Source organism: Mesorhizobium sp. M0016, from assembly GCF_040324035.1.
GTDB lineage: Bacteria > Pseudomonadota > Alphaproteobacteria > Rhizobiales > Rhizobiaceae > Mesorhizobium.
Genome location: NZ_JAMYVM010000003.1, coordinates 411,008 through 425,754 on the forward strand (window position 1 = coordinate 411,008; position 14,747 = coordinate 425,754).

Sequence of the window (14,747 nt, forward strand, 5' to 3'; positions counted from 1 at the left end):
GCGGCCGCTTACTGCGCGATCGGTGCGTATTTGCCGTCGTGCCACTGGTTGATGTCGTAGCTGGCGTTCTTCAGATCGCCCTTTTCGTCGAAGGTCACGTCGCCGACCACGGTGCTGAACGGCGTGCCGTTCTTCAGCGCTTCGGCGACCTTGACCGGATCGTCTGTTCCGGCGCGCTTGACGCCCTCTGCAAACGCCTGAACGACGGCGTAGGAGAACAGCGTGAAGCCTTCCGGCACGAAGCCGCCCGCCTTGATCTTGGCGATGGCTTCCTTGGCTTCCGGCTTGGCCTGCGGGTCCGACGGGAAGACGAACAGGGTGCCTTCACCGGCGGGGCCGGCGACCTGCCAGAATTCCGGCGAGGCGATCGAGTCCGGCATGATCAGCTGGAACTTGACGCTCTGCTCGGCCGACTGACGCAGGATAAGCCCGGCTTCCGGGTGATAGCCGCCGAAATAGACAACGTCGGCCTTGAGGTCCTTCAGCTTGGTGACGAGAGCCGAATAATCCTTCTCGCCGGCATTGATGCCTTCATAGTCGATCTCCTTGAGGCCACCGGCATTCATCGTCGCCTTCACGGCATCGGCAACGCCCTGACCGTAGGCGCTCTTGTCATGCAGGATAACGACATTCTTGCCGGCATATTTCTTGGCGATCCACGGGCCAATGAAGGCGCCCTGCGCGTCGTCACGCGTATAGAGACGCATGATCGTCGGCCAGCCGGCCTTGGCGGCGGCATCGGTCAGCTCGGGATTTGAAGAGGCCGGGCTCATCATCAGCGCGCCGGCCTCGGCGTAGACGGCGGAAGCCGGGATGCTCGAACCTGAACAGGCATGGCCGTCAATAAACTTGACGCTGTTGGCAACGATCCGGTTGGCCACCGAAACCGCCTGCTTGGGATCGCACTGGTCGTCCTCGATGTCGAGCTTGATCATCGAGCCGTTGACACCGCCGGCGGCGTTGATCGCGTCGGCGGCTGCCGTTGCGCCCTGCTTGAACTGGTCGCCGATCGTGGCGAGCTGTCCGGTCATCGGGCCGACCACCGAAATGGTGATGTCATCGGCAAAGGCAACCGGCGCGCTGATCATCAGGCCAAATACGGCCGCGCTCAAAATACCCATTTTTTTCATGGTGATAGAACTCCTCCCACACTCGCGCAGCCGCTCTGGCCGCGCTTCTTTCCGAAGGCGGGACAATTTCATCCTTCATTGGGCCTGTCTAGGCGCATCGGCGCCGCTCGATTGGGCCTCATCAACGCAAAAAGCCACGCCAGCCTGTTCCGGCCGGTCGTGGCTTTTTGCCCGTAGCAGTCCCCATGCGCCCCCGCGCCACGAAAACCTGCCCGCCGTCCCCATTGTGCACGACTGGACCGTGCCGGCCTGCCGCGTTCTTGTTCTTTCATGGTCGGCCGTCTTGTCGCGGCCTTGTCGTTTCACCGGTTCCGACCGTCTTTGCGGTCTTGATCCCGGGGCTTCCCTGCTTTCGATAATCTGCCTGCGATAATCTGCTCGCGATCTCAGTGCATCGTCATCCATTCGCGGGCTTCGCGCAGCGCCTTGGCGATCTCGACCTTGGACATTGCGGCCGACAGTTCCGAGCGCAGTTCCGCGGCGCGGACCGAGCCCTTGATGGCGGCGATGTTGAACCATTTGTGGGCGGCAACGACATCGGTCTCGCAATCGCGGCCGGTCGCATACATCATGCCCAGTTCGAAAAGAATGTCGGCCTGGGCAGTTGCCCCCATGGCGCCGAAGCCGGCTTCAAGCATTTCAAAACGTGCCATTTTAGTCCCCTGTCTGGCTCCCGAGAGCGGGCCTCTTCTGTCCCCCGGTGTTCCCCGGGGAGCCGCTCTTTCGATGCTTCCGAGAATGAGGCCGAGCCTTGAATCCGTCGTTAAATGGCGTGCTTAATTTGGAGAAAACAAAGCTAAAACAAGAGGTAAACGCGGAAATTCGTTAAGGATACAAAGTCAGCAATCCCGCCGTTTTTCGATCGATTTGACGAAAATTTGCAAGACGCCGATCAACACTCTGCTAACCACGCAAACCAAAGCCAACGCCTCGATCGTTTCATTTTCACGGGCTGCGCTCTCCCGACCCCGCATGAAAATTGCGAAACCTTCCGTCGCGGCACCCGCTTTTGTTTTGCCGGGAGCTGGATTAGCTTACGTTTGCGTAAGGGGCAGAGAGGCGGCTGCCCCACCTAACACCAGGGAGGACAGATATGTTTCGCAAAGTGAGCTTGGCCCTGGCGGCCACCGTGATGATGGCTGGTGCGGCCTGGGCCGATCCGATCGAAGGCAACTGGAAGACACAAGCCGGCGACACAGCAGTTATCGGCGGCAGCGGTTCATTCTCCATCACCCTGAAGACCGGCAAATATGCCGGGAAGACCATCGGTTCGCTCAAGGCGGCCGGGGCCAACAAATATGCCGGCAACATCACCGATCCGGCAAACGACAAGACCTATTCGGGCAAGGCAACACTGTCGGGCACCTCGCTCAAGATGAGCGGCTGCGTGCTCGGCGGGCTGATCTGCAAGAGCCAGACTTGGACTAGACAGTAACTCTACAGACTGGTACCTCGGCGTCTCCAAGGCACAACGGAGACGCCCACCATGCTGCACCCCCACAATCTCAAAGGACGCCAAGCGATCTCTTACGCTCGCTGGTCCTCGGGAAAGCAGTCGCAGGGCGATAGCCTCGCCCGGCAGGTCAGCAATGCCGAGAAGTTCTGCACCCAGCACGGCCTAACGTTAGATCGCGAGCGCCAGTTGGTGGACGATGGCGTCTCGGCCTTCAAAGGCGCAAACCTAGAGGCATCTCTTGGTGCCTTCGTTGCCGATGTCCGGTCTGGGAAGATACCGAATGATGTGGTCCTCATTGTTGAGAACATAGACCGCATCACCCGCGTTAAGCCCACCAGAGCAATCCGCTACTTCCTCGATCTCTTGGACACCGGTCTAACGCTGGTGACCTTGACGGACCAGCGCGTCCACACCAGCGAGGGATACGACGACAACTTCGCTGGTCTCATGATGTCACTCATGGCGATGCAAGCCGCCCACGAGTACAGCGCCAAGCTGTCTTACCGCGTCCAAGAGGCATGGAAGCGCAAGGCTGAGAAGGCGCGAGCGGGACGCATCAAGCTAGCCAAGGTTCCTTTCTGGATCGACCATGAGACCCAACAGTTGAACGACCGTGCCGATGACGCCCGGCTCCTGTTCGATTTGACCAAGCAGGGTCTCGGGCAACTGGCCATTACACGGACGTTGAACGCCAAGGGCATCTCAAGTCCCTCGGGCGGCACGTGGTCTCAGGCGGTCGTTGGCGAGACGCTGCGCAACCCTGCGGCTTATGGGACGCTTGTGCTTCGAGGCGAGGAGGTGCCGGGCTACTTCCCCGCCCTGATCACCGAGAGCGAATGGCTGGCCTCACGCCAGCGGACCAAGGCGCGACAGCACAGCCGACAGGTGGGCAACACAGCGAACCTGTTCAGCCGCATGGTCTACTGCGCAGGGTGCGGCTCCTCAATGGCTGTGACCTCTGTCAAACGTGGTGGTCGGTCCTTCGGATACCTGACATGCACAGGCAAGATGTCCAAGCGGACGGACTGCCGGGCACCAACCTGGCGGTACGACGATTTCGAGCGAGAGATGGTCAGCCGCGTCGGCTTCTTGGCCGTTCCTATACCGCAGGAACCCGAGGCCCTCGACGGCCCCGTGAAGGCTACAGAGGACATCTTGGCTACCCTCGAAGCCAAGCGGGCCAACGTCCTAGCTGGTGTTGCCGACGCCTCCTCGGCTGACGTCATCCGGCTGTTGACTACACAGGCCGATGGCATCTCGCGTGAGATCGCATTGAAGCGCCGGGAACTCGAAAAGCTACGCGAGAACAGCGCGAGGCTTCGTGAGACCGAGGCTGCTGTAGACGACTTCGTGGCGGATCAAGAGGAGATGGAGCGGCTGGCCCGAGAGGACCGGAAGTCTGCGCAAGGGCTCCTTGGTGACTTGATTGAACGCATAGAGCTTGAGAGCGACAGCAAGACGCTCAGGCGAGCCCTTGTCACCATGCGGAATGGCTACAGCCAAACCATAGTTTTCGACAGCACCGGCGAGCCCGGATGATTAGGGACCCATACAGCATACACCCATCCCCTGAGATTAGGTCCCCATATAGAGGGAAGAAAGCTCATCGGTAATTAGGGCCTCATATTGGGGGAACGAAGCACCCCACCTGTCCTCAGGGTCCCATCCATTAATTACCCACCCATATCGGGGGAAGTAAGCACCTTGACGCTTCCTCCGCGACAATGAATCTCTTGGGGTTCGCTGCTTTCCAGCAGCTAAGTGCGGCTACCTTTCCTTCGGAGTGGTTGCACGCCCCCCGCTCCTGCGATTAGGTCGTCATATTGAGATAGGCGAAGCTCCTGCCCGAACGTTCGCGCGTCAAAATTCTCGAGTTGACGCCAAGGGCGCCGGGCAGCGAAACCTGATGCCCGAGCGGTTCGCCCGCTGCCACTCTGTCGGCGAACCCTCGCCCTTTCGAGACGGCAGGAAATCATAGCGTTTCCTTGACTCTCCTCGGCCCCCTGTAGCGCCACGGCGTGATACTGCCTCTCCTATACCAGCCCAACATCCGTGCCTCTCCCGAGAGCCCTCGTGGCCCCGCTGGGACGCGCCGCAGCCACTACCACATACCGACGAAAGGCATTCCCCAGCATGACCATGCACAGTCTTCCCACGCCCGGACTCAAGGATTGGATCGAGCAACACAAATCGGCAGCCGCTGCCCGCGGCGGTCGGGCATTCACCGCCACAGAGGTGATCGCCGAGAGCGTCCGCTGCAAAGCCGAGATCAGTCGGCCCTTCCTTGCTCGCGGAGAAATTCTCAACCCCATCACTGGCGAGATCGTCACCGGCTGTCTGTCACTCTCGAACGCGCTCGGCCGCCTTCGGGGACGTCACGGCAGCGATACGACCGTCCGCAAGCTCATTCCCACGCTGGAACGTGCGGGGCTAACCGAACGGCGCCTTGCCTGGCGGATGGTCCCCATGTTGACCGACCCGACCGCTACCAAACCGGAGTATCGACATGACGCAGTGGCCACCAGGGCAGCGACGGCCGACGGCCTCCTCATATCCATTCACTATGGACAGAACCACGAGAGGTGGGTGAGGACCTTGGTGACCCCAGAGGGATTGGCGCTTCTCGCCCGGCTGCAGAAGACGCCAACGGGTTCCGTTAGGAAGCCCAAGGCTCAGGATATCGTGAGGGCATTGCTGGCCGAGGGGAGGACGCAGGCCGAGGTCGTTCGACTGACTGCCATGTCCAAGCAGACGGTCTCATACCATGCAAGGTCTATTAGCAAGGTCTAAGTCAAAGAAAACGGTCGTCGCTATACTATAGACGGGAGGTAACTTGGGCTCCTTCCAGACTCCATCGAGAAGACAACTGGCGGCTATGTCGGCAGACCCATGGATGAGACGGCTTTGCCGTTCATGGGATAACCGACCGTGCTGCCAGCTTCGCTTGGCGGGAGACAAGATTGATAGTCATCATCGATTATCATCTTTTTTGTCTCACCTGAGCCATGGCTTCAGGACCGTCAGGCTGCTCCATCGGCACGGGCAAGCCCTCTCTCCGATTGCCTACCTGACGATAACCTGAAGTTGGTCACTCGATGGCCAACACGCCCGCCGTCCTTGCTCCCACCTTTTTTTGTTGAATGGTATGACAGTGACGCCTGGACGCACTCACGTCTATTGCGATCGCTTCATCAATCTCACAGAGCCATTCTGCTCCCGCTTGGCGACCGCAATCAGGATATTGGAAATCGTCTCCTCATCGAGCTCCAAAGAAAGGTGAAAGTCCGTTTGCCCGTCATGTTTATCAAGCGCTTGGGTATCGTTGTTTGATCCAGTAGCCGACAACGAGAGCCTGCCGTCATATCATTCCATCTCGGAAAGCCGCAGTGTGCCCTCATGGGTCATCCCTCGGTTCTCGTCCTTTTTCCGAGAACTGCTCAAGCTGAACTTTATCAAACGCCCCTCCCATGTGGCGACCTTCGCTGGACCATAGTACACGATGGTGAGCGAACACGCCTGCCGCATTGCCATTTCGTCACCTGTCGGCTTTAGTCTCGGCGAACTGATTTGGGGGCACCACAGTTGAACCAGCAGGCACTTTCGGCATTCATCTGGTCCGTCGCGGACCTTCTGCGGGGCGATTACAAGCAGGCCGACTACGGCAAGGTCATCCTGCCCTTCACCGTGCTGCGTCGTCTGGATTGTGTGCTGGAGCCGACCAAGGAAGCCGTGCTGGCTGAACATGCCGCGAAGACCGCACTCGGCACGAACCCGGAGCCCTTCCTGCTGCGCAAGGCTGGGCAGACCTTCTACAACACCTCGAAGCTCGACATGCGCAAGCTGATGGGCGATCAGGACAATATCGCCCAGAACCTGTTCGCTTACGTTCAGGCCTTTTCGCAGGACGTGCGCGACATCTTCGAGCGCTTCGAGTTCGCCATCCAGGTCGACCGGCTGGCCAAGGCCGGGCTCCTATACCAGGTCACTGAGAAATTTGCCCGCATCGACCTCCATCCCGGCAAGGTCGACAACCACCAGATGGGCCTGATCTTCGAGGAGCTGATCCGCAAGTTCTCCGAACTCTCCAACGAGACCGCCGGTGAGCATTTCACGCCGCGCGAGGTTATCCGGCTGATGGTCAACCTGCTATTCGTCGAAGACGACGACATCCTGTCGAAGCCCGGGGTGGTGCGCACGATCTACGATCCGACTGCTGGCACTGGCGGGATGCTCTCGGTCGCCGGTGAGCATCTCGTCGAGCACAACGACAAGGCCTCTCTGGTCATGTACGGGCAGGAGTTGAACCCGGAGGCCTACGCAATCTGCAAGGCCGACATGCTCATCAAGGGGCAGGATGTCGCCAACATCGTCTTCGGCAATACCCTGTCCGACGATGGCCACACGCACGAGAAGTTCGACTACATGCTGTCCAATCCACCCTTCGGTGTCGAATGGAAGAAGGTCGAGAAGGAGGTTCGCCGCGAGGCGGAGCAGCAAGGCTTTAATGGCCGTTTCGGCCCGGGCCTGCCGAGGGTCTCCGACGGGTCCCTGCTGTTCCTCATGCACCTCCTCTCTAAAATGCGGCCTGCGGTCGATGGCGGAAGCCGGTTCGGCATCGTGCTGAACGGCTCGCCCTTGTTCACCGGCGGGGCTGGCAGCGGCGAAAGCGAGATCAGGCGCTATGTGCTGGAGAACGATCTGGTCGAGGCCATCGTCGCCCTGCCCACCGACATGTTCTACAACACCGGCATTTCCACCTATGTCTGGGTTCTGTCCAACCGCAAGCCAGCCCACCGCAAGGGCAAGGTGCAACTCGTCGATGCTTCGAGCTTCTGGCGCAAGATGCGCAAGAGCCTCGGCTCCAAGCGCAAGGAGATGGGCGACGACGACATAGCCACGGTCACCAGACTGTTCGGCGGCTTCGACGCGGCCCAGGTCGGGACCGTGCTGGACGCAGATGGCAAGGAGGTGGCGCGGCAGGTGGTGCTGGAGGGCGAGCAGCCCCCGGCGGCTCCCGAGGGTGGCAAGGTCAGGCTCGCACCGCTGTCGCTGATCTTCCCGAACGAGGCCTTCGGTTATCGCACGATAACCGTTGAGCGCCCCCTGCGTGACCAGAAGGGCCGCATCGTCCTTGGCGAGCGCGGCAAGAACAGGGGTAAGCCGCAGGCCGACAGTGCCCTTAGGGACACCGAGAACGTGCCGCTCTGCGACGACGTTGACGACTTTTTCCGGCGCGAGGTCCTGCCTCATGCGGAGGATGCATGGATCGACCATGAGAAGACCAAGGTCGGTTATGAGATCCCCTTCAACCGGCACTTCTACGTCTTCGAGCCGCCGCGCCCGCTGGCCGATATCGATGCGGACCTCAAGCAGGTGACCGACCGCATCCTGACGATGATCGGGGAGTTGTCCGCATGACCGGCGAGAAACTGAGAGAGGCGATCAGGGCGTTGCTGACGAGCCATCCGGCCATTTCCGTTTCGTCCAATGGCCATGCGACACATGCCGAGCGCTATGTCGCGTCCAACGGTGCGCCGCTCGGATTTGAGCCTGCTCGGATCAAGCACCAGAACCTGTGGGTTCGCGCCGACAGCGTCCGGGCCAGCCGCCTGAGCGACATCATCAGCGAGCCTTACGACCATTCGACGTTCGCCATGAGCAAACCAAACCACAATCTCTTTGGTGAGCCAGCGTTCAAGGACACCGATCTGATCTGCTTCAAGCTTACGGACTTGTGGCAGGCGGTGCGGATCATCACAGAGGTCGCGGGGTTGGGTGTCGGAAAATGACGCACCATAGCACCTACTTCTCTGCTGTGTGGGAGGACATGCGGCTTCGTTTCGTGCTTCGGCTCAACCCGAGCAAGGCAGAGCTTGGCGGTCTCTCCGAAGACGAAGAAGTTTCATTCCTTCCAATGGAAGCGATTGGAGAAGACGGCTCAGTCCGACTTGAGGCCACACGTCGACTTGGCGACGTCCAGTCTGGCTATAGCTACTTTCGGGACGGCGATGTCGTTGTCGCGAAGATCACGCCATGCTTCGAGAACGGCAAGGGAGCCCTGATGCAGGGCCTTCTCGGTGGGGTTGGCTTTGGCACCACTGAGTTGATCGTTGCTCGCCCACGCCAGGAACGCTTGGTTGCCGAGTTCCTGAATTGGCTATTTCAATCCGCAGAGTTCCGAGGCCTCGGTGAGGGGGCAATGTACGGTGCGGGTGGCCAGAAGCGTGTGCCCGACGACTTCGTGCGGGACTTCCGATTGGCCCTCCCCCCGCCCCCTGAGCAAAATGCCATCGCCGCCTTCCTCGACCGCGAGACGGGGAAGATCGATGCGCTGATGGAGGAGCAGAAGCGGTTAATCGAACTGCTCAAGGAGAAGCGTCAGGCCGTCATTTCCCATGCGGTCACCAAGGGTCTCGAACCGGATGCGCCGATGAAGCACTCCGCCGTGGAGTGGCTGGGCGACGTGCCAGAGCATTGGACCATCAAGCCCCTCAAACACATGGTCAGTCACGTAGTCGACTGCCTGCACACTACACCGACCTACGACGGTGAATTGTTGTACCCAGCAATCCGAACTGCTGATGTTGAGCGAGGGGTACTTTTGCTGCAACAGGCGAAATTGGTCTCGGAGGATGTATATCGCGAGCGCATACAACGCCTGAAGCCTGAGGAGGGAGACGTCCTATACTCACGAGAGGGAGAGAGGTTCGGCATGGCAGCGCTGGTTCCGTCCGGCGTAAATCTCTGCCTTGGTCAACGAATGATGATGTTCAGGGTCCAGCCCTCCAGCGCTCCCGGTTTCCTGATGTGGGCACTAAACAGTGAACCGATCTATCAGGAGGTACTGGCACGGACGGCTGGCGCTACGGCCCCGCACGCTAACATAAGCGACTTGATCAACTTCAGAGTTCCCTGCCCCCCAGACGCAGAACAGCAAGCCATTGCCCGCTGGTTAGATAGAGCGACCGGCCAGATTGACAGGTTAAGTGAGAAGGCGAACGGGGCCATCCTCCTTCTGCAAGAGAGGCGCTCCGCACTTATCTCTGCCGCCGTCACTGGCAAGATCGACGTGCGGCAACGCGCGGAAGTTGAGACGGCTGCATGAAGAGAACTCCCTCGGGAAGAGTTATTGCACGATTTACTCCGCCCGGGTGGATGGTAGAGCGGATCAGGTCCCTGTCGGAAGAGCTGATGCATTGCAAAGATGCTGCGGAGCGCCGAAGCCTCAGCGCAGAGCTTGCCCGGTTGCAGAAGACAATGGGCGGCCTAACCGTCGAGAAGCCCGACAGGAGCCGTGAAGCGTCCCGGGTGCCCCTGCCAAGGTCCTACATCGAAGAGCGGCAGGCCAAGATCAAGGACGGCGAGCGCATTTCCGGTCGCAAATCGGCCAAAGTTCACTTCGTCCAAGGCGGTGCCCCCGGAAGCGGAAAGGGGGGCAAGGGAAAATGAGCCTGCACAAGGAGATCAGCTTCGAGGCCGAAGTCTGCGAGCATCTTGCCGCGAGCGGTTGGCTCTACACCGAAGGCGAGCCCGCCTCCGCAGCCGTCACCGGCAGTATCGATGTGCGCCCGATGAACAGAGGAAACGATGGGTTGATGCAGATCAACAATGCAAGGGAGACTGTCAGCGTATGAGCGTCGAAACCATCTTGGCCGCTATTCCCACCATGGACGCGCAGAAACGCGCGACCGTTCGCGCCAATGCCGAGGTCAAGCTCAGCCACCCCAGTGCTGGAGGAGATGCTCGCCGCGTTATCGATGCGCTGGACGCCCAGATTGAACTCGAGGCCAGTGTCCTCTCCGTGCATGTCGCGGGGTTGCCAGTCGCGCGGCGTGTGGTCGAGGCCTTCACGCATCAGCCAATGTCCGAGACGGAACGCAGGATCACACAGGTCCTTCTGGACAACCCTGGCCTGTCGTCAGAAGGTCTGAGCCAGAAGCTCGGCTGGGGCGCCCAAAGCTGGCACATGCACTTTGGTGAGATGTGCAAGAAACGCGAGGCCCGGCTCTGGCCAGCCGACAACGCAGTAGTACGCAACGCGGCTTTCTTCAGCGGCATCCTTGCGGAGTGGTCCGAGGTCAGCGGTTGGAAGATGAAGTCCGAGGTCGCCGATGCATTTTCGGCGCTGGGGCTCAAAGCAAAACTCACGGGCGCGAGATGAGCCTGCACAAGGAGATCAGCTTCGAGGCTGAAATCTGCGATCATCTTGGCGCGAACGGCTGGCTCTACGCCGAGGGTGATGCTCCAGCCTATGACAGGACCCGTGCGCTGTTTCCCGCCGATATCGTGGCATGGGTCAAGGCGAGCCAGCCGAACGCCTGGGACACCTTGACGAAATCTCACGGCGCTGCGGCTGAGCCACTCCTGCTTGACCGCATCCGCAAGCAGTTCGATGAGCGAGCGACACTCGACGTGCTGCGTCACGGCGTCGAGATGATCGGCCTCAAGGCCCCTCTGGCACTCGCCCAGTTCAGGCCAGCGCTGGCGATGAATGCCGACATCCTCGCCCGCTACCGGGCCAACCGGCTGCGCGTCGTGCGGCAGGTGCGCTATTCGCTCGCCAACGAGAACGCCATCGATCTGGTGCTGTTCCTCAACGGCCTGCCCGTCGCCACCGTCGAGTTGAAGACCGACTTCACCCAGTCCGTCACCGACGCCGTCGACCAGTACAAGTTCGACCGTCTGCCGAACCCGAAAGGCAAGGCGCCCGAACCGATCCTGAGTTTCCCAAGCGGGGCTCTGGTTCACTTCGCGGTCAGCAACGCCGAAGTGATGATGACGACAAAACTCGAAGGTCCGCAGACGCGCTTTCTACCCTTCAACAGGGGCAACGACGGCGGCAAGGGGAACCCGCCTAACCCTAACGGTCATCCCACGGCCTATCTCTGGGAGGACATCTGGCAGCGGGACTCGTGGTTGGAAATCCTCGGGCGCTACATGGTCGCCGAGCGGGATGCGAAGAAGAAGATCAAGGGTCTCATCTTCCCGCGTTTCCACCAGCTCGACGCCACGCGCAAGCTCAGGGCCGCTGTTCTCGCCGAGGGCGCTGGCGGCAAGTACCTGATCCAGCACTCGGCGGGCTCAGGTAAGACCAACTCGATTGCATGGTCCGCGCACTTCCTGGCCGACCTGCACGACGATCAGCACCGCAAGGTGTTCGACACCGTACTTGTGGTGTCCGACCGCAACGTCATCGACACCCAGTTGCAGGAAGCGATCTTCAACTTCGAGCGCACGACTGGCGTTGTCGCCACCATCAAGAGCGAAGGCGGGGCCAAGAGCGGCCAGCTCGCGGAGGCGCTGGCGGGCGGCAAGAAGATCGTCGTCTGCACCATCCAGACCTTTCCGTTCGCCCTTGCAGCCGTCAGGGACCTCGCAGCATCGCACGGCAAGCACTTCGCGGTCATCGCCGACGAGGCCCATTCGAGCCAGACCGGCGAAGCGGCTGCCAAGCTCAAGGCCGTGCTATCCCCCGAGGAACTTGCCGACCTTGGCGATGGCGGGGAGGTCAGCTCGGAAGACATTCTGGCCGCCCAGATGGCATCGCGGGCGAGTGACAAGGGCATCACCTACGTCGCCTTCACCGCGACACCGAAGGGCAAGACGCTGGAGCTGTTCGGTCGCCGCCCCTTCCCCGATCAGCCAGCCAGCGAGACCAACCTGCCCGCCGCCTTCCACGTCTATTCGATGCGGCAGGCCATCGAGGAGGGTTTCATCCTCGACGTGCTTCAGAACTACACGCCCTACAGCCTCGCCTTCAAGCTTGCCCACGAGGGCAAGGAGATGGACGACACCGAGGTCGAGCGCAGCGCAGCGGTCAAGTTCCTGATGCGCTGGGTGCGGCTGCACGACTACAACATCAGCCAGAAGGTGCAGATCGTCGTCGAGCATTACCGTTCGCTGGTGCAGCCACTGCTCGACGGCAAGGCCAAGGCGATGGTGGTGGTGGGCAGCCGTGTGGAGGCCGTGCGCTGGCAACTCGCGATCAACAAGTACATCGGCGAAAAAGGCTACAAGCTGGGGACGCTGGTGGCGTTCTCGGGCGAGGTCAACGACCCGGCAAGCGGGCCTGACCCCTTCAGCGAAACCAGCAAGGAGCTGAACCCGGGGTTGAAGGGGCGTGATATCCGCGAGGCCTTCAAGCTGCCCGAGTACCACATCCTGTTGGTGGCCAACAAATTCCAGACCGGCTTCGACCAGCCGCTGCTGTGCGGCATGTATGTCGACCGGCGGCTGGCGGGCATCCAGGCCGTGCAGACGCTCTCGCGGCTTAACCGCGCGCACCCCGGCAAGGACACGACCTACGTCCTCGACTTCGTCAACTCCGGCGACGACATCCTCAAGGCATTCCAGACCTACTACCAGACCGCCGCGCTGGAGAATGTGACCGACCCGAACCTTGTCTTCGACTTGCGGGCCAAACTCGACGCCCTCGGGCACTATGATGAGTTCGAGGTCGAGCGGGTGGTGAAAGTCGATTTGGAACCGGCGTCGAAGCAAGGCGACTTGATCGCCGCCATCACCCCTGTCGCAGACCGCCTCCTGCGGACCTACCGGGACGCACAGGAGCGCTTGCGCGTGGCCCGCTCGAAGGATGATGCCAAGGCAGCCAAGGACGCTCAGGACACCATGGACGCCCTTGTGCTGTTCCGTGCCGACATGGGCGCTTTCGTGCGCCTCTACGCCTTCCTGTCGCAGATATTCGACTACGGCAACACGGCCATCGAAAGCCGCCACATCTTCTACCGCCGCCTGATCCCACTGCTGGAGTTCGGACGCGAGCGGCAGGAGATCGACGTCTCTGGGCTGGTCTTGACCCATCATAAGCTGGCCGACAAGGGCAAACGGTCGCTCGCGCTGGGTGGCTTTGGGGAGCCATTGCAGCCCATCTACGACGCAGGCTTCGGGCAGGTGCAGGAGAAGCAGAAAGCCCTCCTGGCCGAGATCGTCGCCAAGCTGAACGACCTCTTCCAGGGCGTCGATGATGAAGACAGCGTTCGCTACGTCATGGGCGACATCAGGGGCCAGATGCTGAGATCGGATACACTGGTCGAACAGGCTGCTAACAACTCCAAGGAGCAGTTCGCCAACTCACCCGACATCCTCAAGTCTATCGTGAATGCGATCATGGATGCCGATGAAAGCCATTCAAGGCTGAGCAAGCAGGCGCTCGACTCGGCCAAGATACGCGAGGGCCTGAAGGATGTGCTGCTGGGGCCGGGGAACCTGTGGGAACTCCTGAGGGCAAGAAATGGCTCGGTCGACGTGATTAAGGGAGGCACTCCATGAGCAAGAACGGGACGTACAATGGCGGCAGTACGATAATACGTCCGGGCTCTGATTGGTTTTCCCGTACCGAGTCCCGCCCGGCAAAGTGGGACGATTTGCGGCTAACCTACCTGGACGCGATCATCACAGCGATGCTGCAGGGGAAGGATTACCCCAATCCCCCTCTTCGCGCCAGAACTCTGCTGGACGACGACGTTGCCCAAGCCGGCAACCCAGCCAAGTGGGCCAAGGCACAACCCGAATATAAGCACCGCGTGGGTGATCTCACGAGGCGGCTTAGAAAGGCTGGGGGCAAGGCCACGCTCTCGAACCCGAGGCAAGCCCTGGCCGATTCGGAGGCGGCTAACGATCCGCGTAGGAAGGCGCTTTTGGAGGAACGCGACAAATTCTCGCAGATGCTGCGCAAAGCGGAAGAGGTTGTGCGAGATTGTCGTGCGGGGATCGTTCGGGTAAACCGGAAACTCCAGCAGTTATAGATTGCGGATGACTTCTAGAAAATCCGTATCGACATTTCGCATGATCGACCTCACACAGTTCCTCCGTGGAGGTATTCGCTTCACTACAATCTATTAGACCTGCGTTAGCACCTTCTGCACCGACCCCTGCATACTCCGACCGACGCTTCGATCTTTGCAAATGTTGAGGTCTCTCCGGCGCAGTTCCGCAATCCTTGCTTGCAAAGGCATGGTCGGGCCGAAGGTAGGTCTGGGAGCGATTAACCTAACGCACCGTTATCGTTCTGGCCCTAACGAGGCCCCTTGCAAATAGCGTTCTGGCAGGTTCTTAGGGTAGTGTGCTGAGAGTTCTGCAAATTCGCTGAGAGGGGGCGGTCATGGCAGGCTGGTGATTGTTCACGTCACCTGATTCCCGCG

The 14,747-nt window shown here is 60.4% G+C and carries 12 protein-coding genes; 10 read left to right on the forward strand and 2 right to left on the reverse strand.

Annotated features, from left to right (window positions below; translation table 11 throughout):
• Nucleotides 1–8: 8 nt before the first annotated feature.
• Nucleotides 9–1,130, reverse strand: a complete 1,122-nt coding sequence (locus tag NKJ88_RS07255) for an ABC transporter substrate-binding protein (protein ID WP_023824180.1) — start codon at nt 1,128–1,130, stop codon at nt 9–11.
• A 386-nt stretch (nt 1,131–1,516) separates the two neighbouring features.
• On the reverse strand, nt 1,517–1,783 hold the full coding sequence (locus tag NKJ88_RS07260; protein WP_006199745.1) for an SEL1-like repeat protein: 267 nt from the start codon (nt 1,781–1,783) through the stop codon (nt 1,517–1,519).
• Nucleotides 1,784–2,223: 440 nt separating this feature from the next.
• On the opposite strand from NKJ88_RS07260, the gene NKJ88_RS07265 reads away from it, so the two are divergent.
• From NKJ88_RS07265 to NKJ88_RS07310, 10 genes are all read left to right on the forward strand, one after another.
• Nucleotides 2,224–2,565: a DUF2147 domain-containing protein gene (locus NKJ88_RS07265; protein ID WP_352443850.1), complete on the forward strand. Its 342-nt coding sequence runs from the start codon at nt 2,224–2,226 to the stop codon at nt 2,563–2,565.
• Between the two features lie 51 nt (nt 2,566–2,616).
• Complete coding sequence (locus tag NKJ88_RS07270) at nt 2,617–4,125, forward strand: recombinase family protein (RefSeq protein WP_352443851.1); 1,509 nt, start codon at nt 2,617–2,619, stop codon at nt 4,123–4,125.
• Between the two features lie 594 nt (nt 4,126–4,719).
• Nucleotides 4,720–5,376, forward strand: coding sequence for a hypothetical protein (locus tag NKJ88_RS07275; protein ID WP_352443852.1), 657 nt, complete (start codon nt 4,720–4,722; stop codon nt 5,374–5,376).
• 792 nt (nt 5,377–6,168) lie between these two features.
• A complete protein-coding gene (locus NKJ88_RS07280) occupies nt 6,169–8,004 on the forward strand; it encodes a type I restriction-modification system subunit M (protein ID WP_352443853.1) in 1,836 nt (611 codons plus the stop codon).
• The gene (locus NKJ88_RS07285) at nt 8,001–8,375 is read left to right on the forward strand and encodes a hypothetical protein (RefSeq protein WP_352443854.1); all 375 of its coding nucleotides are present in this window, start codon (nt 8,001–8,003) and stop codon (nt 8,373–8,375) included. The genes NKJ88_RS07280 and NKJ88_RS07285 overlap by 4 nt, the downstream gene beginning before the upstream one ends.
• A complete protein-coding gene (locus NKJ88_RS07290) occupies nt 8,372–9,691 on the forward strand; it encodes a restriction endonuclease subunit S (RefSeq protein ID WP_352443855.1) in 1,320 nt (439 codons plus the stop codon). The genes NKJ88_RS07285 and NKJ88_RS07290 overlap by 4 nt, the downstream gene beginning before the upstream one ends.
• A 340-nt stretch (nt 9,692–10,031) precedes the next feature.
• Nucleotides 10,032–10,220 (forward strand): hypothetical protein, encoded by a 189-nt coding sequence (locus tag NKJ88_RS07295; RefSeq protein ID WP_352443856.1) that lies wholly within the window; start codon nt 10,032–10,034, stop codon nt 10,218–10,220.
• A complete protein-coding gene (locus NKJ88_RS07300; protein ID WP_352443857.1) occupies nt 10,217–10,747 on the forward strand; it encodes a hypothetical protein in 531 nt (176 codons plus the stop codon). The genes NKJ88_RS07295 and NKJ88_RS07300 overlap by 4 nt, the downstream gene beginning before the upstream one ends.
• Nucleotides 10,744–13,875, forward strand: coding sequence for a type I restriction endonuclease subunit R (locus NKJ88_RS07305; RefSeq protein WP_352443858.1), 3,132 nt, complete (start codon nt 10,744–10,746; stop codon nt 13,873–13,875). The genes NKJ88_RS07300 and NKJ88_RS07305 overlap by 4 nt, the downstream gene beginning before the upstream one ends.
• The gene (locus NKJ88_RS07310) at nt 13,872–14,351 is read left to right on the forward strand and encodes a hypothetical protein (protein ID WP_352443859.1); all 480 of its coding nucleotides are present in this window, start codon (nt 13,872–13,874) and stop codon (nt 14,349–14,351) included. Before NKJ88_RS07305 ends, NKJ88_RS07310 begins: the two co-directional genes overlap by 4 nt.
• Nucleotides 14,352–14,747: the final 396 nt, after the last annotated feature.